Here is an 18,341-nt window from a genome sequence, read left to right as displayed (position 1 = left end):
GAATCTCCTTGCTTGTTAGAAATGACTATCACATTAAAAAACGTTTCCTTCTCCTACACAGAATCCCTTGATGATGCCGTCATCAAGAACTTGAATTTTGAAATCAAGTCTGGCGAATGCGTTGTGCTTGTGGGGGAGTCGGGTTGCGGAAAGACGACTATTTCTAAGCTAATCAACGGGCTTATTCCGCTTTATCAATCGGGAACGATGGCGGGCGACGTATTGCTTGGCGACAAGAATACCGCCGACATGACGCTTGCAGAAATTTCAAGGCACGTGGGTTCCGTTTTCCAGAATCCGCGTTCGCAATTTTTCAACATTGATACCGACAGTGAAATCGCCTTTGGCTGCGAAAACTTGGGAATGGATCCGGAAGAAATCCGGGAACGCGTGAATCGCGTCGTGAAGGAATTCCACATAGAACATTTGGCGGGTCGAAACATCTTTCATCTTTCTGGCGGTGAAAAACAGAAAATCGCCTGCGCTTCGGTCTCTGCGACCGATCCGGAAATTTTCGTTCTCGACGAGCCCTCGGCTAATCTTGACTTGAAAACAGTCGCAGACCTCGCCGGAATCATCAAGTTCTGGAAATCTCGCGGCAAGACCGTTCTTATCGTGGAACACCGCATCCATTACCTGCGCGACATTGCAGACCGGATTTGCTATGTAAAAGACGGCCGCATTGCACACGAATGGACTCCGGCAGAACTTGAAGCGAAAGGCCCGGAATATGCGGCAAGCCTCGGATTACGCTGCGTGAACTTGAAACAACTTAAGAATAAGGCCCCTGAGCTTGCCGAAGGGCCGGAAGGTTCGAAGGAGCCTGCGAAGCGAACTCTTAAAGAGTCATTGGTCTTCAAAAATCTCCACTTTGCCTACAACCGCAAATTTCCGGTTTTAGACATCCCGGTGCTTTCACTCCCTCGCAATCAAATCACTGCCGTTATCGGGCATAACGGAGCGGGGAAATCGACGCTTGCCCAGGTGTTGTGTGGGCTCCGCGGAACCTGGCGACAAAAACGCAAAGTTCGCAAGTACGGTGCTTACTTAATTATGCAGGATGTGAATCACCAGCTTTTTACCGAAAGTGTTCTTGAAGAAGTCCTGCTGGGTATGGACTCGCCAAATGAAAAAGTTGCTCTTGAAATTCTAGCTGGATTGAACCTGGAACAGTATGCGTACGAACATCCGATGGCGCTTTCGGGCGGTCAAAAGCAACGCGTGGCAATCGGTAGTGGAGTTTCTAGCGGTCGCGAAATAGTCGTGTTCGACGAACCCACCAGCGGCCTGGATTACAAACAGATGCTTGCCGTTTCGGCAACCCTCCAGAAACTTGCTGCAAGCGGAAAAACGTTGCTCGTGATTACGCACGATCCTGAATTCATTCTAAACTGTTGCCAGTCCGTCATTCGCATGGAACACGGAAAAATCGCAGAACAGTACCTGCTGCAAGGCAATCAGAAAAAGCTAATTGATGCTATGCTGAATGCATAGCGGATTTTGTTTGGCCTAATTGGAGTAGAGTTAGTTTGTACGATTTTTTATCGTATTGGCATGAATAGGACAAAAACACTCATTGCCGCGACCTTGGTCGCACTTCTTTCTGCCACATCCGCTAACGCCTGCCTTGCCGCCAGCAAAGAAAAGAAGCGGGATGAAGCTTACAGCAAACCTCTCACAACAGCCACATTGCAGACTATTGTCAACAATGCCCTGCCTCAAAAAGTGGTAGATCCGGAACTTGGCGCTCCTTACACGATTTATCCGATTGAGGTGAATCCGTACGACAAGGTTTTCCATTCGACGTTAATTGAATATCCCTTCGGGAGTTCGCCGCGCGCTGTGTCGCCGATTTCTAGCCCGCGTGGAATTATTTTGTATGTACACGGATACAACGATTACTTTTTCCAAGAAGAATTGGCCGAAAAGTCTGATTCTGCCGGGTTTGCATTCTTTGCGATAGACCTGCATTACAATGGCCGTTCGTACCGCGCAGGGGAGCCGCGTTCCGACATGCGGAGCGTCAAGGAATACTATGCCGAACTGGATGCCGCTGTGGCGCTCAGTAAAAAGATTGCAGGGAATTCCATTTCGAGCAATCTGCCGTTTGTCATTATCGCGCATTCCAACGGTGGCTTGATTACGCCGAATTACTTGAACGAACGCAATAGCGAAGATTTTGCGGCGTTTGTCTTGAACAGTCCCTTCCTCGACTACAAAAACAGCTGGTTTGTCCGTAATGTGGCATTCCCCGTTCTTTCGGACGTCGCGCTCCTCATGCCCGACGTGCCGGCTCCAAAACAAGAATCTCCCAAGTACAACACGTCTCTTTTGAAGACTGAAAGAGGCGAATGGGAATTCAACACGGAATTAAAGAGCGCCGAATGGCCGCAGCAATACTTCGGTTTCCTTCGCGCGACCACAAGGGGAATCAAGTGGATCCATAACGGGATGCAAATCAAGTCTCCCATACTTATGATGCGTAGCGGATGCACGGTCAACAACGTTAAATGGGACGAAGACTACATGCGCTGCGACTGCTTACTCGATGTGGATCTCCTGGAAAAATGGGCCCCCAAGCTAGGGCCTGATGTTACGACAGTGACTGTTGAAGACGGAATGCACGACGTATTCCTTTCCCGTAAGGAAGTTCGCGATTTCGCTTACCGCACGATGTTCGAATTCCTCGATGACGCCGTAGCGCGCAAAAATGCCGTAGTTGCTTATAACTATATTTTGCCTCGGTAGAGGTAAGTATGAACATTTGGAACGTTTTTGCACCGGTTTATGAATTTTCGATGCGCACGCAGAAGAATATCTATGATTTTCTGTATGCGCGGATTGCCGAAGTCGCCAAGGGCAAAGATGTTCTTGAACTGGCGACGGGCCCCGGGATGATTGCGCGGCATATTGCGCCTGCCGCAAAGTCCGTGGTGGCAACGGATTTTGCGCCAAAAATGATTGAAACCGCACTCAAAGCGAAGAATCCAGACAACCTGAGTTTCGAAGTTGCAGACGCGACTTCTTTACGCTTTGCGGACAATTCCTTCGACATTGTCGTGATTGCAAACGCACTCCACATTATACCGAATCCGGAAAAGGCACTTGAAGAAATCCGCCGCGTCTTGAAGGATGACGGCATGCTGATTGCCCCGAATTTCTTTTTCCGCGAAGGCGGCAAGAAGAACCTGTGGCAAAAATTCCTGAGCCTTGTCGGCATCCGCTTCGCACACGAATGGACCGAAAAAGAATACAAGGCCTTCTTGGAATCGAACGGCTGGAAAATCAAAATGGCCCGCGTTATTGAAGGCCGGATTGATTTGATTTATGTAGAGTGCATCCTTGGCATCCAGGTCCCCTTGATACATTCCAATAATTCCGGCGGCGTTTCGAATTTGTGCGACACTGTCGCATGATGGACATTTTTTACCCGTTCCGCAAGGATTTCAAAAGTTGTGTTAATCGCCGTCTTGCTTTTTAAGATTGTCGCAAGCATATAGAGGCCTTTTTCTGTGAAAGCGTAGGGTAAAGATCTGCTTTTGGCCGAATAATTTGTGGACGAAATTTTCGTCCGCAAAATTTCAACTTCGTCCTTTGACAACTGGAACATATATGTCGAGGGAAACTTGTCAGGATTGTTCCTGACCGCCTCATTGATTCGCTTTGTCTCTACACCATATAACAAAGCGACATCGGCATCCAAAATGATTTTATGATTTCGAACGGATGCAATTCGGTCTGCCACATTGCGCATTAAAATCGAAAACGTGTTTTCATTATTCATCTTCTACTCCAATCCGCCTACAAGCAAAAAAGGCGGGGTACGTTGTCACCTTGTAATGCCTAGCTTTCTTTTTCTGCCTGAATTTTCTGCGATTCCTTCAACACTTCTTGCAGCGTGAAATCTTCCTGCGTAAAGAAGAACGTGTTCTTGCCCAAATCCTTGAGCGAAGCCCCAAAGTGGTAAGCCGTATCGTCTATGAATAGGAATCGGTCGTGCATTCCGTAACTTGGCAAGACTTGCATCGGGCTGTCAGGATATTGTTCGTTGTAAGTGGCTAGGTCCATTTCAAGGACTTTGCTTTTGTCATAGGTGTAGATTGTCACGGAAACGCCTTTTTCCCGCTTGAGCATCATGGCCAGAGTCTTCTCGGTCACGTACCTGTCGACAAGTACGATTCTTTTCTTTGCCTGGCGAATCAAGTCGCAGACAAATACATAGGCATCGAACTCCTGGTTGTTGTAAAATAAGCCCTTGGTTTTGAGCTCGCCACGGTCCATCGCCTCGAAAAGTTCGTCAAATTTTCGGTCATGATCAAGCAGATGTTCGTCATGACCGGTCAAGCGGCTGTCCTGTTCCAAATCCTTTGCTTCTACATTTGAAAGACGGTTGATAAGACCGCCGTTACCCATCATAAGGTGCCGCAATTGCACGAAAGCATCCATTATAGCGAGAGACACCTTAATTGCCGTTTTGGTACGCAAAACAGCTGAAAGCATTGCCACTCCTTGCTCGGTAAAGGCAAACGGCATCTTACGCAAGCCCATTTTCTCAGAATTGGACATCACAATTTGTGATTTCCAATTTGAAAATTCCAGTTCTGTCAATTGAAAACAGTTCCTTTCCGGGAACCTTTCCATATTTCGTTTGACGGCCTGATTTATGGCCCTAGTTTCCACCCCGTAAAGTGCCGCCAAATCGCGATCAAGCAACACCTGCCTGCCACGAATGACCAGAATCATCTTTTCTACGCCCGATTCCTCCAGCAGGTTCGGAACAGCAATCTCTTTTTCATTCATCTTCTACTCCAATCCGCCTACAAGCAAAAAAGGCAGGGCAAAGTGATCTCGAAGCAAATATACATTCCTTAAATGTCATATTATGACAATCGGCGATTTTTTCGGAAATTTTGGGAATTTTGACGAAAATCGACCCCCGCAGGCGGTTGAAATCTGCATTTTTACGCTTTTTTCTCGCCTTCCGGGCATGGCGTCACCTTTTGACAGCGGAATAATCTATATTTCCTTGCAAATAGGGTTTTCTCTTATTCGCCACCTGAATCTCGACAATTCAAAAACGGAAGAATAAGACGAACGCTCACGTCTGCGACCGGCGTATGCCCGCCGCATCGTTTTGCTACATGGTCTATTGTTTAATAGCAGTTTGCCTGTATGCAAGCGGCCTTTTGGGGCGTGAGTTGTTTGTATTTATTCCGTACAGGCTGTCGAGAGCCTCAGGTGGGTAAGTGCATTCAACTCCACGCCTTTTTTGTTTTCTAAAAAGATTGGATTGATGTAGAATGGGAGCGAACTCGCTGAGTTTTGCTCTTGTTCCCCACCTGGAATCTCGACAATTCAAAAACGGAAGAATAAGACAATGACTCGCCATCGCCCATGGATTGCATGGGCGTAGTGTACCCTGGGCGTACTGTATCCGCTCGGGTTTTTGCGGGTGTATTGTATTCTTTTGAAAATGTCGCGCTTTTAGGCGAGGAGTGAGTCGGCTCCCCGCCGTTTCTTTTTGTCCGCACCCCGGCCAAGCGAATCGGCCAGAACCGCTCCCGCGAGAGTGAACTCGTTCACTTTCAACACGGAGCGAAATGATGGCGAAGGCACAAAAAAAAGATAAAAACAGCAATTCTACATCTCAAGAAAATCACGTCTTTCGTCTAGCAGAGCTTTTCTGTGGTCCTGGAGGAATTGCTAAGGGGGCAACCTTAGCGAGTATAGAAGACAAATCTTATAAAATTATTCACCTTTGGGCGACCGACTACGACAAAGACACTTGTGAAACTTATAGGCATAACATCTGTGCAGATAGACCTGAATCGGTAATATGCCACGATATACGCGATTACGATATTAAGAACTTCAAAAAATTTGGAGATATTGATGGTCTCGCATTTGGTTTTCCTTGCAACGATTTCAGTGTTGTAGGAGAACAACGAGGCGTGAAAGGAAATTTTGGACCTTTATACACCTACGGGATTCAAATCTTAAAAAGATTTAAGCCGAAATTTTTTCTCGCAGAAAATGTTGGCGGTTTAAGAAGCGCAAATGAAGGAATGGCGATAAAAAAGATTTTTAATGCTATGCGGAGTGCTGGGTATCGTATATATCCCAATTTATACAAATTTGAAGATTATGGAATTCCTCAAGCAAGGCACAGGATAATCATTGTCGGTATTCGAGAAGATTTGCCTTATGAATTTAAAGTCCCCTCACCAAATGGTTATAAAACAAAAACTTGTAAGGAAGCGATAGAAAATCCACCTATTAAAAAAACATCGGCTAATAATGAACCTACGATACAATCGCAAAAAGTAGTCGAAAGATTAAAATACATAAAGCCAGGAGAAAACGCCTTTACAGCCAAGATTCCTGATGAACTGAAAATAAATGTGCGTGGCGCCAAAATTAGTCAAATATACAAGCGACTTGATCCATTAAAACCTGCATATACCGTTACTGGCTCTGGTGGAGGCGGAACTCACATCTATCATTGGAAAGAGAATCGTGCTTTGACAAATCGCGAAAGAGCGAGATTGCAAACGTTTCCAGATGACTTCGTATTTGTCGGCTCTAAAGAATCTGTTCGTAAACAAATAGGTATGGCTGTTCCGTGCGATGGCGCAAGAATCATATTTGAGGCTATCTTAAGAACTTTTGCTGGAATAGAATATGAAAGCGTAGGATTAAATATCGATGAATAGGGGTGGTAGAGTATGAAAAAAATATTGCTAAATCTTGTTGATTATGATAAGAATGGAAATCCCAATCTTCATGGATTAAATTGGGGCAATCGCAAAGACGGTACAGAAAGGGATAAAAATGAAGCGTATTTGCAATTAACCCCAGAAATCTATAATACAGACTTCTTCCCAGCAAAAGGAAAATACTTTATCGTAGAAACAGACGATAAAGAAACCATAATCTTTGTTAGAGCACAAAAGCCTATTGGAACTGCGCTACAAACACCTGAAGACAATGCGATTTTGGGCAAATATTTAAGGAAACGACTTGATATTGCCGACGCAGAAGAAATAACGCTAGATAAAGTAGAAGCATATCGAACAACCATCTCTTTTTATAAGATTGATTCTTTACATTATCTTCTCGATTACTCAAAGAATGACGATGTTTTCAATAGTGCTAATAAGAGTCTTCCTGAAAAACATTCCTTAGCACCCGTCACTCCCTCCCAAATCATCTACTACGGTGTTCCTGGCTGCGGTAAGAGCAATAAAATCAGAGAGCAACTGAAGGACGTTCCTGAGAAAAACAAGGTTCGTGTCGTATTCCACCCGGAATACACCAACGCCGAATTCATCGGTCAGATTTTACCGAAAGTCAACGGTCACGTCACCTACGAATTTACGCCCGGGCCGTTTACGCAAATTATCAAGCGGGCGTACCTTAATCCTAAAGAACATTTTTACCTAGTTATCGAAGAAATCAACCGCGGTAATGCGGCCGCCATTTTCGGCGACACCTTCCAGTTGTTAGATAGGCTTAAGGCGGGGGAAACGGACTCTCTCGGCAATGACCCTGCAAATGCGGCGGTAAACACGTTTACAGAAGGCTGGAGCCAGTATTTTGTCCAGAACGATGATGTCAACGCCTATATTCGGGGAACTGAAAATAGCATTCAGATCGGGAATATTCGCTTTGATTCGAATACGGCTATCCGCTTGCCGCCTAACCTTTCCATCTTGGCGACAATGAACACCAGCGACCAGAATGTGTTCACCTTGGATAACGCTTTCCAGCGCCGTTTTGACATGGAATTGGTTCGCAACGAATTCGACCTCACTCAGCCCGCCGTCAATGCTCAGTACAACGCAGAAATTGACGATACCGGTATTAAATGGGGACAATTCTGGGGATGGATCAATGCCAAAATTACGGCAACCCTGAAAGGACTTTCCAGCACCGAAGACAAGCGGCTTGGAGTCTGGTTCGTGAGCAACGTGGGCGGTATTATTGACGACAAGGTCTTTGCAGAAAAGGTCCTGAAGTTCCTGTGGGATGACGTTTTCAAGTTCAAGCGTCCGCAGATTTTTGAAGATGGTATCGATACCTTGGAAAAGTTGATTAACTCCTTTGAAAAACCGTCTGAAGGGAAAGAACGCTTTGACGTTTTCAAGGACAAGGCGAATCTTGTCGCATTTGTAGCATCGCCAACGCTGTAATCCTTGATGCAAAAACTGAACGAAATATGTTCCTGCGAATCCAAGGCGAATTCGGAGACCGAGTTCGTCGGCATTCGTTGTGAAAAATCAAAGGAAGATGGAGCGCTAGAAACAAGCATCATCTTTCCTTTGGGATATTTCAAAGACGACTCGGCCTTGCGCGAACTCCCCGAAGAAGAATTGCGGGAATGTGTCGTCAATCTTTTTACGGTACTTTCTGACCCTTCGCTGCAGGAACAGATTCATCAGGATTCGTCCATTTTCACATTCGCGGAGGAACATGGCGAATCTGAATTTCCGATGGTTTCGTACTTGAATGTTATCCGGAATTTTCTTGATTTCGGCTACCTTGACGAAAAGGAAATTCTGTACAAAAAGGGCGCAAACGGGAAAATCAATTGGGGACGGACAATCAAGGCCGTGCAACCTGTCATTACCGAAGATGCACAGAATCTTGTGTATCTGGATTTTATCGCCCGTAAAGTCAGTTATAACGAAGATACGCTCATTACGCAGGTCCACAAGTTCTGCGTTCATGACGCTCTTGTGAAACTCGGATTTTTATTCGGCATAGATCCGTCCGAAGAACCGCTGTTGGATTTTGATTACGATTTGTTCTGTAACGCAATTCATTCTAAACTTGCGAAAACGTTTAACGACCGCGATTTACGCTTGCTCGCCGACTTGGCCCGAATTGTGGAGTATCTTGCCGGGCATAGAACCGAAGACGGAAAAACGGCAGACGATTTTTATTTCGGGGTAAACAAGTTCGCCCCCGTTTGGGAAGCGTTGGTGGATAAGATTTTCGGGAAGTTGCCGCAGGGAGTTGCCAAGGATAAATTCAATCCGCATTTACGGTGGAATGACGGATGCCGCGATGAAAAACTTGATGAATCTGAAGAAGAAATTGTCCTGAATGACCCGAAACGTTCCACACTCCGACCAGATACGATAATGGTTATGGGGGAGAGTGTGTATATCCTTGATTCAAAGTACTACAAATACGGCTTGACTGGTTTCAATTCGCAATTGCCGGGAGCCGAATCGGTTTGTAAGCAGATGGCTTATGCAGAATATGTGGAAACACATTGGAAAGAAATATTGGGCCTGGATTCTTCGAATGCTACGCATTCTCAGAATGACGCTCTGCCAAAACCTATCTACAACGCATTCATTATGCCGTGTTGTGCGGAAAATGTGAAGGAAAAATTTCCCAACGCGGTGTTCTCTGAAAATGGTTTGTTTAGCATGTGCCGCGTCGGCTATATCTATGGTGACTGGAAAAACGTGAAGGACGAAAACCGACCTTATCACAAAATCCACTGCATTCTCCTCGATATGAAATCCGTCATGCGGAATTACGCAAACAACCCCGCTGCACAAAGTGAACTCGCAGGGGTAATCGGCGGTTAAATTCCTCATCAGTGTGTCGAGATTTTCTCTAGGTCCTTGATGTTGTGGCTGTGGCTGTGCTTTGCATCGGAAAAGACATGGTTGTGCAAATGGGAATGCGTAACAACGTGCGTATGGGTTATGCCGCCATGCGTGTGCGTGAAAATATGCTGATGCATGTGCGAATGTGAGCGGACAAGCGTATCGCAGACCACAAAAATGGTACCGGCAATCATGACCAGGAACGCCACGACGTATTGCAGCGTGATTTTTTCGTTCAGGAGCACGACAGAAAACAGGACGCCGATAAAGGGCGCAAAGGCGTAAAAGGCGCTGGTCTTTGCAGCTCCCAGGTATTTTTGCGCGCGGATGTAGGTGAAAATGCTCAGGCCGTAAGCCACAAAGCCGAGCAGCAGGGCGAGCGGGATGTATTTTACGGCAAAGTTCATTTCGCTTGTGGTAAGCGAAACGACGATGGAACCGATTCCGGAACAGAGGCCTTTTATGGTTACAATCTGGTATGTGCTTTTGTCCGAAATTTTGCGGGTGCAGTTGTTTTCTAGCCCCCAGCAGATGGTCGCTCCGAGAACGAAAATGGAACCGACGGAAAAATTGAAGCTGTCGGTGTTTTCGAACGAGAGAATGAAACTGGATAACGTTATAAATAAAATGGCAATCCACAAACGCGTAGACACCTTTTCTCTAAAGATGAACAGCGCAATCAGCGTTGTCGCGACGATTTCGAAGTTCCCAAGCAGCGATGCGTTACTGGACGTTCCGTACTTGACGCCAAACATGAGCAAAATGGGGGCGGCGATGTCGAGCAGGACCATGCCCAGCGTGTAGGGGAAATCTTTTTTGCAGAGCCGTTCCGATTGAGGCTCGCGCCTAACATGGAACAGGTAGAGGATGCCAATGCCGAACCCCGCGCCAATATAGAGCAGCCCCGCCATGAATACAGGCGAAATGTGGGCCAGCAGCATTTTGGAGCAGGGAACATTCAGTGCATAAAATGCGGCCGCCGCTATAGCATAACCAATCGCAATGACATTCTTGTCCATGATTTAAATGCAGAATTTTATGATGGGAGCGCGTCCAAACGAGTCGCCTGCGAAAGGAACTCGCCGCCGGCCCCCATCATCACGCCGGGAGCGGCAATATTCATTACAGCTTCCAGCTGACGGCTTCGCGGCGGGAATCGATGAACCGGGCATAGATTCCGCCGTTCTTCACGAGTTCTTCGTGCTTGCCCTGTTCTGCGATGCTGCCCTTGTCCAAGACGATAATCTGGTCGGCGTGGCGCACGGTCTTTAGACGGTGTGCGATCATGATGACCGTCTTTTCGCGGGTCAGTTCCTGAATGGCAAGCATCAAGTCGCGTTCATTTTCCGGGTCCACATTCGCGGTCGCTTCGTCCAAAATGATGACCGGAGAATCCTTCATGATGGCGCGTGCAATCGAGATGCGCTGGCGTTCACCGCCGCTGAGGCTTGCGCCGCCTTCGCCGATGACCGTATTGTAACCGTCGGGGAGTTTTTCGATGAAGTCGTGGCAGCAGGCTTTCTTGGCGGCTTCTACGACTTGCTCGTGCGTGGCGCTCGGATTCCCGAACTTGATGTTGTTTTCAATCGTATCGCGGAACAGGTACACGTTCTGGAATACGAAACTGAAATTCTTCATGAGGCTATCCATGCTGTAATCTTGCACGCGGCGGCCGCCCAATGTCACCGAGCCTGCGTTTACGTCCCAGAAGCGAGAAAGCAAATGACAAAGCGTCGTCTTGCCCGAACCGCTCGGGCCCACGATGGCCGTAGTCGTCTTTTCGGGAATGGAAAGCGTCACGTTGTCAATGATTTTGCGCTTATCGTAAGCGAAATCGATGCTTTCGGCCTTGATATCGTGATTGGCGGGGGCAATATCTTCGCCATCGATGTCCATGGTGGGCTTGTTCAAGATATCGTTTGCGCGGTTGACCGAGATGTCGACGGCACGGAGGAGCGCTGCGTAACTGCCGCCCAGTTCCAGGGCCGCAAAGAGCATAAAGGAGCACACCAGCATGACGGCGCAGTTGGCAAGTTCCATGCTGCCGTTCAAGTAGAAATGAATCGAGAACATCATGATGGCAACGCCCGTGAGCTTGGCGACAAAAGTCTGCAAGTTCGAAAGCGGGACGCATTTGAGTTCCATGCCGATATTGGCGCTGGTGTTCCTATCAATGATTTCGTTCAGTTCCTTGGAACGCTTGCCGGTCATGTTGTAGGCCTTTACTTCGGCGATTCCCTGGATGTATTCGAGAACCTTTTCGACCACCTTGCTGTCGGATTCCACTTTTTCGTGAGAAACGGCGCGGACGTTCATGCGCATGAGCGTGTTGATGAATTGGAAAATCGCAAAACCGATGGTCGCGACAATCGCAATTCGCCAATCGAAAAAGGCAATCATCACGATGATGAGAATGGTGTCGAGAATGCCCTGCGTAACCATCATGACAACGCGTGTGGCCACGTCGCCAAGCTGTTCCATGGTGTTGGTGGTGACGGAGGTGATGTAACCAAGGCTGTTCTTGTTGAAGTAGCCCATGGGCAGGTAACGCAGGTGTTCGGCGATTTCGATGCGCTTAGAGGCGCAAGTGCGGTAACCGCCCTCGGTCTGCCACATGCTCATGACGCGCTTGGTGACGGTTGCGCCGATAAGGCTTGCCACCATGATTCCAAGCGAGAGCCAAACAGTATCCATGGTAAACGGCGCTTCGCCTTGTACGTGGCGAATGACGCCCTGCAACATGACGGCCATGGCACCGATGCGGAGTGCCATGAAGAAGGAATTGAAAATCCCCACAACGATAGAGCCGTAGAACTTGTGGCGGTTTTCTGCATTGCAGAAATTGAAGAATTTAATGAGAGTATCGAACATTTATGCATCCTCCTCGGAATCCTTGGCACTGATGTGGGCCTGCCACATGGACTTGTACAGACCGCCCTTTTCGAGCAGTTCCTGGTGCGTGCCGCAGCTGTCGATGTTGCCGTCCTTGATGACGTAGAGCTTGTCGGCATCCTTGACGGTCGAAAGGCGGTGGGCGATGACGATGAGTGTTTTGCCTTGCACGAGTTTTGCCACGGATTTCTGGATGATAGCTTCGTTTTCGGGGTCGGTGTAGGCGGTCGCCTCGTCCAGAATGACGATGGGGGCGTTTTTCATCATCGCGCGGGCGATGGCGATGCGCTGGCGCTCGCCACCGGAGAGGTGGGCGCCCGAGCCACCGACAATCGTGTCAAACCCGTTTTCGAGACTCATGATAAATTCGTAGCAGCCGCTTTGGCGCGCCACCTCTTCGACTTCGGCATCCGATGCCGAAGGCCGCCCGAGCCGAATGTTTTCGCGAACAGACATATCAAAGAGGAAATTATCCTGCGAAACGTAGGCGACGCGGCGGTTGTATTCTTCGAGCGAAAGATCCCTGATGTTCACGCCGCCGATTTCGATATCGCCGCTGTCAACGTCCCAAAGCGAGGCGATAAGGCGAGCAATCGTCGATTTACCCGAACCGCTCGGGCCCACGAATGCGGTAAAGCTCCCTTCGGGGAGTGTCATGTCGATGCCGTGAAGAATTTCCTTCTTTTCTTCGCCTTCGATACCCTTGTGGTAGCTGAACCGGACATTTTTCAACGTGATTGAATTGTCGTCCGGCTTGTGCAAGTCGACAATGGGGCGTTGCAGTTCGTTCATTTCGAGCACCGAGCCGACTTCGCCGAAAATGACGCCCGCCTTGCTGATGTCGTCGCTGTAACTCATGATGGTAAGGAGCGGCATCATGATACTTACCGAGATGATGATGACGGTGATAAAATCGACGGCCGTAATGGAGCCGTTGTAATAGAAGTAACCGCCAAACGGCAACACCGTCAATAGCGTGGCAGGAGCGACCGTAATGGCAAGGGAATGCGGCCAAATGCAACGGCGCATCCATTCGACAAAACAGTCGCTCCCTTCTTTTGCGGCTACTACAAACTTGTCGTAAGAAGACTTTGACTTGCCAAACGCCTTGATGACTTCGATGCCGTTGATGTATTCAACCGCGGTGTCGTTCAACGCCTTCGTTTTCTGGATAGAATTGTCGAACCACTTTTGTGCTCCGGCAAACATGACGGCCATGGCGACCATACCGATCGGGAGCGTTCCAAGCGAGGCTAGTCCCATGCGCCAATCGATATGGAAAAGGTAGACGAACATGAGCACAGGGAGAATCAGGTTCGAGGTGAATTCAGGAACCACGTGCGCAAGCGTCGTTTCCATGCTGTCGATGCGTTCTACCAGGATGTTCTTGAGCGCGCCCGAGGGCATGTCGAGAACAGAACCGAGCGGCACGCGCGAAAGCTTGTCGCAAAGGTCCTTGCGGATGTTGCCGAGAACGTTAAACGTCGCTACGTGCGAAAGCGTCGTCGAAATGCTGTGGAACAGGACATTCCCGAACCAGAATGCCGCAATAATCAGGCATTCCTTAAGGTAAACATCCCAGTCGCGCACGCCCGAAAGCAGTTCGCGCACGATGTTTGCGATAATGATGTATGGAGCGATTCCGCAAGCGACGCGCAAGAGCGCAAAGAAAATGCTTGCGATGTAGTATTTTTTCTTGTTTCTGGCAAACAGAAAAATCCAAGAGAGCAGAGATTTCTTTTTCATAGAGTTTCCTCCCAAAAGGGCTGAATCAAATTTTGGAAAAAAACGTTTTCTGTTCTACTCCAAACGGATTTTCGCCAAACCTTTTGGAGTAGATGTTTTTTTGCCCAATTTCTCAATTTGGGGCCGATGAAACGTATTTTTACATACAAACTGACGACTTTAGTTCTGGTGATGGTTGCGATTGCCTCTGTAGCGGCTCGTGCCCAGGAAAATGAAGAAATTACGAATTTTGACGATGTTTTTGCCGAAGAAACCCTTGCAAACGAAAGTGCTCCTTCAAGTGCGCCGGAAAAGAACTCGAATATAACGGTTCTTGACGAAATGGGTGTTGAAGGCGAAGGAATCAATGACGCCGCACCGGTTGACAGGAAAACCAAGGCCGAATCGGTCAAGGTGATGGATGCCTCGGAACTTCAGGGCTCCAGCGCCACCATCGCAGACGCTACGAACCGTTCTTCGGGCGTGAAAATCCGTCAGTCGGGCGGCATGGGCAGCGAAAGCAAAATCAACATCCGCGGCATGGAAGGCAAGAACGTGAAGGTGCTTGTCGATGGCGTTCCTGTCGATAACGGCAACGGGAATTTCTCCGTCAACGATATTCCCATCGATAAAATTGACCGTATCGAAATCTACAAGAGCTACGTGCCTGAACGTTTCGCGACCGATGGCATGGGCGGCGTGATTAACATTGTGACGCATGACTTGCCCAAGAGTTCCATTACGGGCTCTTACAGTTTCGGAAGTTTCAATACCCACAAGGCCTCTCTTGACGCAAAATATGTGTGGGTTACCGATTCAGCCAAAAATCGCGCTATCTCCACCGGAATTTCGGCCTATTACAACTACTCCGACAACGATTACGAATTCACCACGCCCTACATGGACACGGTTGTAACGCGAGATCACGACCGTTATTACAGTTACAACGTGTTGCCTTTTGTCTCCTTCGAGAAATACTTCTTTGACAAGGCGACTTTGGGCGTGATTTACAACGCGATGGATAAAGAAATTCAGTCGAATTCCCACCGCATCGAAGAGGCGAACGCCTACGCGCAATCGTATGGCGTGAACCTTTCTCTTGAAAAAGCGAATCTGTTTGTGAAGGGGCTTTCGATGGGCCTTTCGTTCAGCTATGCTTACGGCAAGGAGGTTGTTGTCGATACGAGCCACACGTATTATTACGGGTGGGGTAAAGATAATGCCCGCGAAAGCAAGGCTGCCTTTGGCGAAATTTCTCTCGGCGGAGCATCGCACATAGAACGCGAAAACCAGACTGCTGTCGCTCCCTGGAACTTCGATTACGCCTTTACAAAGAACCATATCCTCACCTGGAGCGGCCTGTACCGCTATGAATCGCAAGATCCGACCGATAAACGCGCAGTTAACGGACATAAACTTAACAATGCTGGTTTCCCGGGCCATAGCCATTCGGTTGTGTCGGGCCTCTCGCTCGAAAACAACTTCTGGAACGAACGCATCCAGAATGTGGTGGGCCTCAAGGGGTATTATTATGTCATCGAAGCCGAAGATGATGGCGAAAACAGAATCCAGCAGCTGACCGATGACTATGCCGATAACAAGGATTTTGGCTACAGTGAAAATCTGCGGGTAAAACTGATAGATCAGTTGTCTTTCATTGACCAGCTTGCTGTCAAGGGCGGCTACCAGCACAGCCTGCGGTTCCCGACCCGCGAAGAAATCTTTGGTGACGGTCTGTATGTGGTGTGTGCCCCGAACCTGAAACCCGAAAAATCGGACAACTTTACGGCAGGTGCCGAACTCGACTTGCGACAGATCCCGTTGCTGTTGAAACTGCACCTGGAATTCAACTGGTTCTACATGCTCATGGATGACCGCATTTATTGGAACAACTATGTCTCGATTCCACGTCCGTATTACAACAGTGTCGGTACCAAGACGACGGGCTTTGAAATCGATGCCGCAGTCGATGTTAACGAATACATCTTGCTCACTTACAACTTGACAAGGCAGGATGCCGAAAGCCGCGAGGCGGACATGGCATTCGGAATCGCGAAGGGCCTGACCGTACCGAATATTCCCACGTTTTACATGAATTTCGGTGCAGAATTCCATATTGGCGACTTGCTCTTCCGCGACGATTTCTTCAAGATTTACTGGCTTGCAAACTACACTGATGAATATTACTACTCGTGGAAGGTCTCCAAAAAACAGGACCGCACCATTCCAAGCTCCTTCTCACAAGATTTAGGTGTGGAATACTCCATTCTCGCCAACACGCTCTCCTGGAATTTCGAGGTGCGCAACTTCATGGATGTCCGGGTGTATGACAAGTACGGTGAATCCAAGCCCGGTCGCGCCTTTGCGACCAAAATCAAGTTTACACTATAACAAAAAAGGAAACCAAATGAACCTCTTTAAGAATAAATTAACCTTTGCCGCGCTCGCATCCACGATGATGCTCGCAGCTTGCGGTGACGATTCCAGTTCTAATGCTTCTAGCGATGAACCGTCCAAGGAAAGTGGCGACCTCTATCTGCTTTCCTTCATGATGGAAACTTCGCAGTTTTTTGGCCTGGGAACGCTTTCTGGCAACCAGTCTAAAATGGTCGAGGACTTTAACGAAGCTGCGAATACGGGTGCGGTCGCTTACTTCGATGGTTCCGTCTATACGCTCGTTGCAGACGATGGCGGAAACAGCACGCTTTCCCGCTACGAAGTCAAGGATGACAAGATGTCCGAGAAGGCTGCCGCAACGGTCAAGTTCACGGGAACGAACGCTATCATGATGAAGTTCGTCGATGGGGACAAGATGTATGTCGAAGAAGCCCTAGGAGATGCCATTACGGCTCTTGACCCGAAGACGCTCAAGAAGATGGCGACCATCGACCTTTCTGGCTACATCGACGAGGAAAGCGGCGCCATGAGCTCGGTTCCTGGCTCTGCCGTGATTCGCGATGACAAGATGTTTGTGTCCCTGAACCAGTTCGTCGATTTTGACCAAGCAATTGCCGGCCCCCGTGCCAGTGTGGCCATTATCGACGTGAAGACTGACAAGGTCGACAAGGTTATTTACAGCGATAAGGTCGCGGCAGTCGGCGGCATGGACGACATGAACAATACTGCTTCCTTTGTGGATGAAAAGGGCGACATTTACTTCTACTCCAATGCGTCCTACAGCTTTATCGAAGGCTATCAGGAAGGCTGGGTGCGCATCAAGAAGGGCAAGGAAGAATTCGACAAGGACTGGGTATTCCGTATGCACGACGCCGCCTATGACGGCAAGAAGAGCAACAATAACAGCCTGATGGTCGGTGGCACCTATATCGGTGACGGCAAGTTCTTCGGATTCTTCGGAAATTTCGCCGATCCGAATAACTGGTACGATTACGAATGGCAATACGTGGTTGTCGACATCTATAACAAGACCGTCGAGAAAGTCAAGGATCTCTCTCCGACCATCTCCTGGTTTGCCCCCTCGATCCACCTCGATGCCGATGGCAAGAGCGTTCTCGTGGGCCACGCTGACAAGAAGGGCGGAGCCATCTACCGCTATGACATCGAGAGCGGCAAGGTCTCCAAGGAAATGGATGTGACCACCGGAAACGCCTATTACATCGTTCCTCTTATAGAATATACATGTGACCTCTGCGGTAAACCTGAAGTGGTTAAGAAGTAATATTTAATCCAATCACCCTACAGCATGGCCACCCTGCTTAACCGCGGGGTGGCTTTTGGGCGCTGTTTTTCGTAGATTAGCCTTTACTAATTAGCCGAGGCTTTCTAAATTTAGCGTTGACTAATATATAAGGTGTGTTTTTCGTCTAATCGGAGCTGTCCTATGGAACAAGTAAAGTTAAGCCAGAGCCTTGAAGACTACTTGGAAATGGTGCACATGCTGCGCCTTGCGAACGGGATTGCCCGTGTCCGCGACATTGCGGCGGCGCTCAAGGTCAAGATGCCGTCGGTTGCCAAGGCGGTAATCGAACTCAAGAAGCTGGGCCTTGTGACGCAGGAGCCTTACAGCGGCATCGAACTCACCTCGGAAGGTGCGCTGGTGGCGTCCCAGATTCTGAACCGTCACATTCTGCTGAAGAG

The 18,341-nt window shown here is 48.4% G+C and carries 14 protein-coding genes; 9 read left to right on the top strand and 5 right to left on the bottom strand.

The window, feature by feature from the left end:
- Positions 1-21 precede the first annotated feature (21 nt).
- The 3 genes from B4B27_RS04370 to B4B27_RS04360 are packed head-to-tail and all read left to right on the top strand — an operon-like array spanning position 22 to position 3,416.
- Positions 22-1,494, top strand: a complete 1,473-nt coding sequence (locus B4B27_RS04370) for an ABC transporter ATP-binding protein (protein ID WP_290724054.1) — start codon at positions 22-24, stop codon at positions 1,492-1,494.
- A 60-nt stretch (positions 1,495-1,554) separates the two neighbouring features.
- Positions 1,555-2,748 (top strand): alpha/beta hydrolase, encoded by a 1,194-nt coding sequence (locus B4B27_RS04365; RefSeq protein ID WP_290724051.1) that lies wholly within the window; start codon positions 1,555-1,557, stop codon positions 2,746-2,748.
- An 8-nt stretch (positions 2,749-2,756) separates the two neighbouring features.
- The gene (locus tag B4B27_RS04360; RefSeq protein ID WP_290724049.1) at positions 2,757-3,416 is read left to right on the top strand and encodes a class I SAM-dependent methyltransferase; all 660 of its coding nucleotides are present in this window, start codon (positions 2,757-2,759) and stop codon (positions 3,414-3,416) included.
- Here B4B27_RS04360 and B4B27_RS14630 read toward each other — a convergent pair.
- A complete protein-coding gene (locus B4B27_RS14630) occupies positions 3,326-3,754 on the bottom strand; it encodes an ORF6N domain-containing protein (RefSeq protein ID WP_414654298.1) in 429 nt (142 codons plus the stop codon). The genes B4B27_RS04360 and B4B27_RS14630 overlap by 91 nt on opposite strands.
- 89 nt (positions 3,755-3,843) lie before the next feature.
- The gene (locus tag B4B27_RS04355) at positions 3,844-4,800 is read right to left on the bottom strand and encodes an ORF6N domain-containing protein (RefSeq protein WP_290724046.1); all 957 of its coding nucleotides are present in this window, start codon (positions 4,798-4,800) and stop codon (positions 3,844-3,846) included.
- 803 nt (positions 4,801-5,603) lie between these two features.
- On the opposite strand from B4B27_RS04355, the gene B4B27_RS04350 reads away from it, so the two are divergent.
- Genes B4B27_RS04350 through B4B27_RS04340 form a run of 3 tightly spaced genes read left to right on the top strand, consistent with a single transcriptional unit; the run spans position 5,604 to position 9,605 of the window.
- On the top strand, positions 5,604-6,713 hold the full coding sequence (locus tag B4B27_RS04350; RefSeq protein WP_349678225.1) for a DNA cytosine methyltransferase: 1,110 nt from the start codon (positions 5,604-5,606) through the stop codon (positions 6,711-6,713).
- Positions 6,714-6,725: 12 nt separating this feature from the next.
- Entirely contained in the window at positions 6,726-8,192 is a 1,467-nt protein-coding gene (locus tag B4B27_RS04345; protein WP_290724042.1) for an AAA family ATPase, read from the top strand.
- A 6-nt stretch (positions 8,193-8,198) separates the two neighbouring features.
- Positions 8,199-9,605, top strand: coding sequence for an LlaJI family restriction endonuclease (locus B4B27_RS04340; protein WP_290724039.1), 1,407 nt, complete (start codon positions 8,199-8,201; stop codon positions 9,603-9,605).
- Between the two features lie 8 nt (positions 9,606-9,613).
- On the opposite strand, the gene B4B27_RS04335 is transcribed toward B4B27_RS04340, so the two are convergent.
- From B4B27_RS04335 to B4B27_RS04325, 3 genes are all read right to left on the bottom strand, one after another.
- On the bottom strand, positions 9,614-10,645 hold the full coding sequence (locus B4B27_RS04335) for a DMT family transporter (protein ID WP_290724036.1): 1,032 nt from the start codon (positions 10,643-10,645) through the stop codon (positions 9,614-9,616).
- Between the two features lie 103 nt (positions 10,646-10,748).
- Positions 10,749-12,497, bottom strand: coding sequence for an ABC transporter ATP-binding protein (locus B4B27_RS04330; RefSeq protein WP_290724034.1), 1,749 nt, complete (start codon positions 12,495-12,497; stop codon positions 10,749-10,751).
- Positions 12,498-14,264: an ABC transporter ATP-binding protein gene (locus B4B27_RS04325; RefSeq protein WP_290724032.1), complete on the bottom strand. Its 1,767-nt coding sequence runs from the start codon at positions 14,262-14,264 to the stop codon at positions 12,498-12,500. It lies immediately after the preceding gene.
- 126 nt (positions 14,265-14,390) lie between these two features.
- Between B4B27_RS04325 and B4B27_RS04320 the strand changes: the two genes are divergently transcribed.
- The 3 genes from B4B27_RS04320 to B4B27_RS04310 form a co-directional block, all read left to right on the top strand.
- Complete coding sequence (locus B4B27_RS04320) at positions 14,391-16,634, top strand: TonB-dependent receptor plug domain-containing protein (protein WP_290724030.1); 2,244 nt, start codon at positions 14,391-14,393, stop codon at positions 16,632-16,634.
- 16 nt (positions 16,635-16,650) lie between these two features.
- A complete protein-coding gene (locus B4B27_RS04315; RefSeq protein WP_290724028.1) occupies positions 16,651-17,922 on the top strand; it encodes a hypothetical protein in 1,272 nt (423 codons plus the stop codon).
- Positions 17,923-18,084: 162 nt separating this feature from the next.
- Positions 18,085-18,341 (top strand): metal-dependent transcriptional regulator (locus B4B27_RS04310; protein WP_290724026.1); only part of this gene is annotated, 257 nt, incomplete at its 3' end.

Origin of the sequence: Fibrobacter sp. UBA2449, assembly GCF_002342555.1 — a bacterium.
Classification (GTDB): domain Bacteria; phylum Fibrobacterota; class Fibrobacteria; order Fibrobacterales; family Fibrobacteraceae; genus Fibrobacter.
The sequence above is the reverse complement of the archived record's forward strand: the minus strand, read 5'-3'. Positions and strand labels throughout refer to the sequence as shown.

What these genes read in the sequence shown, in the direction of transcription:
- B4B27_RS04320 (WP_290724030.1), top strand. Translation starts at nt 14,391, where the DNA reads ATGAAACGTATTTTTACATACAAACTGACGACTTTAGTTCTGGTGATG.
- B4B27_RS04355 (WP_290724046.1), bottom strand. Translation starts at nt 4,800, where the DNA reads ATGAATGAAAAAGAGATTGCTGTTCCGAACCTGCTGGAGGAATCGGGC.
- B4B27_RS04335 (WP_290724036.1), bottom strand. Translation starts at nt 10,645, where the DNA reads ATGGACAAGAATGTCATTGCGATTGGTTATGCTATAGCGGCGGCCGCA.
- B4B27_RS04325 (WP_290724032.1), bottom strand. Translation starts at nt 14,264, where the DNA reads ATGAAAAAGAAATCTCTGCTCTCTTGGATTTTTCTGTTTGCCAGAAAC.
- B4B27_RS04365 (WP_290724051.1), top strand. Translation starts at nt 1,555, where the DNA reads ATGAATAGGACAAAAACACTCATTGCCGCGACCTTGGTCGCACTTCTT.
- B4B27_RS04340 (WP_290724039.1), top strand. Translation starts at nt 8,199, where the DNA reads ATGCAAAAACTGAACGAAATATGTTCCTGCGAATCCAAGGCGAATTCG.
- B4B27_RS04350 (WP_349678225.1), top strand. Translation starts at nt 5,604, where the DNA reads ATGGCGAAGGCACAAAAAAAAGATAAAAACAGCAATTCTACATCTCAA.
- B4B27_RS04370 (WP_290724054.1), top strand. Translation starts at nt 22, where the DNA reads ATGACTATCACATTAAAAAACGTTTCCTTCTCCTACACAGAATCCCTT.
- B4B27_RS14630 (WP_414654298.1), bottom strand. Translation starts at nt 3,754, where the DNA reads ATGCGCAATGTGGCAGACCGAATTGCATCCGTTCGAAATCATAAAATC.
- B4B27_RS04360 (WP_290724049.1), top strand. Translation starts at nt 2,757, where the DNA reads ATGAACATTTGGAACGTTTTTGCACCGGTTTATGAATTTTCGATGCGC.
- B4B27_RS04330 (WP_290724034.1), bottom strand. Translation starts at nt 12,497, where the DNA reads ATGTTCGATACTCTCATTAAATTCTTCAATTTCTGCAATGCAGAAAAC.
- B4B27_RS04315 (WP_290724028.1), top strand. Translation starts at nt 16,651, where the DNA reads ATGAACCTCTTTAAGAATAAATTAACCTTTGCCGCGCTCGCATCCACG.
- B4B27_RS04345 (WP_290724042.1), top strand. Translation starts at nt 6,726, where the DNA reads ATGAAAAAAATATTGCTAAATCTTGTTGATTATGATAAGAATGGAAAT.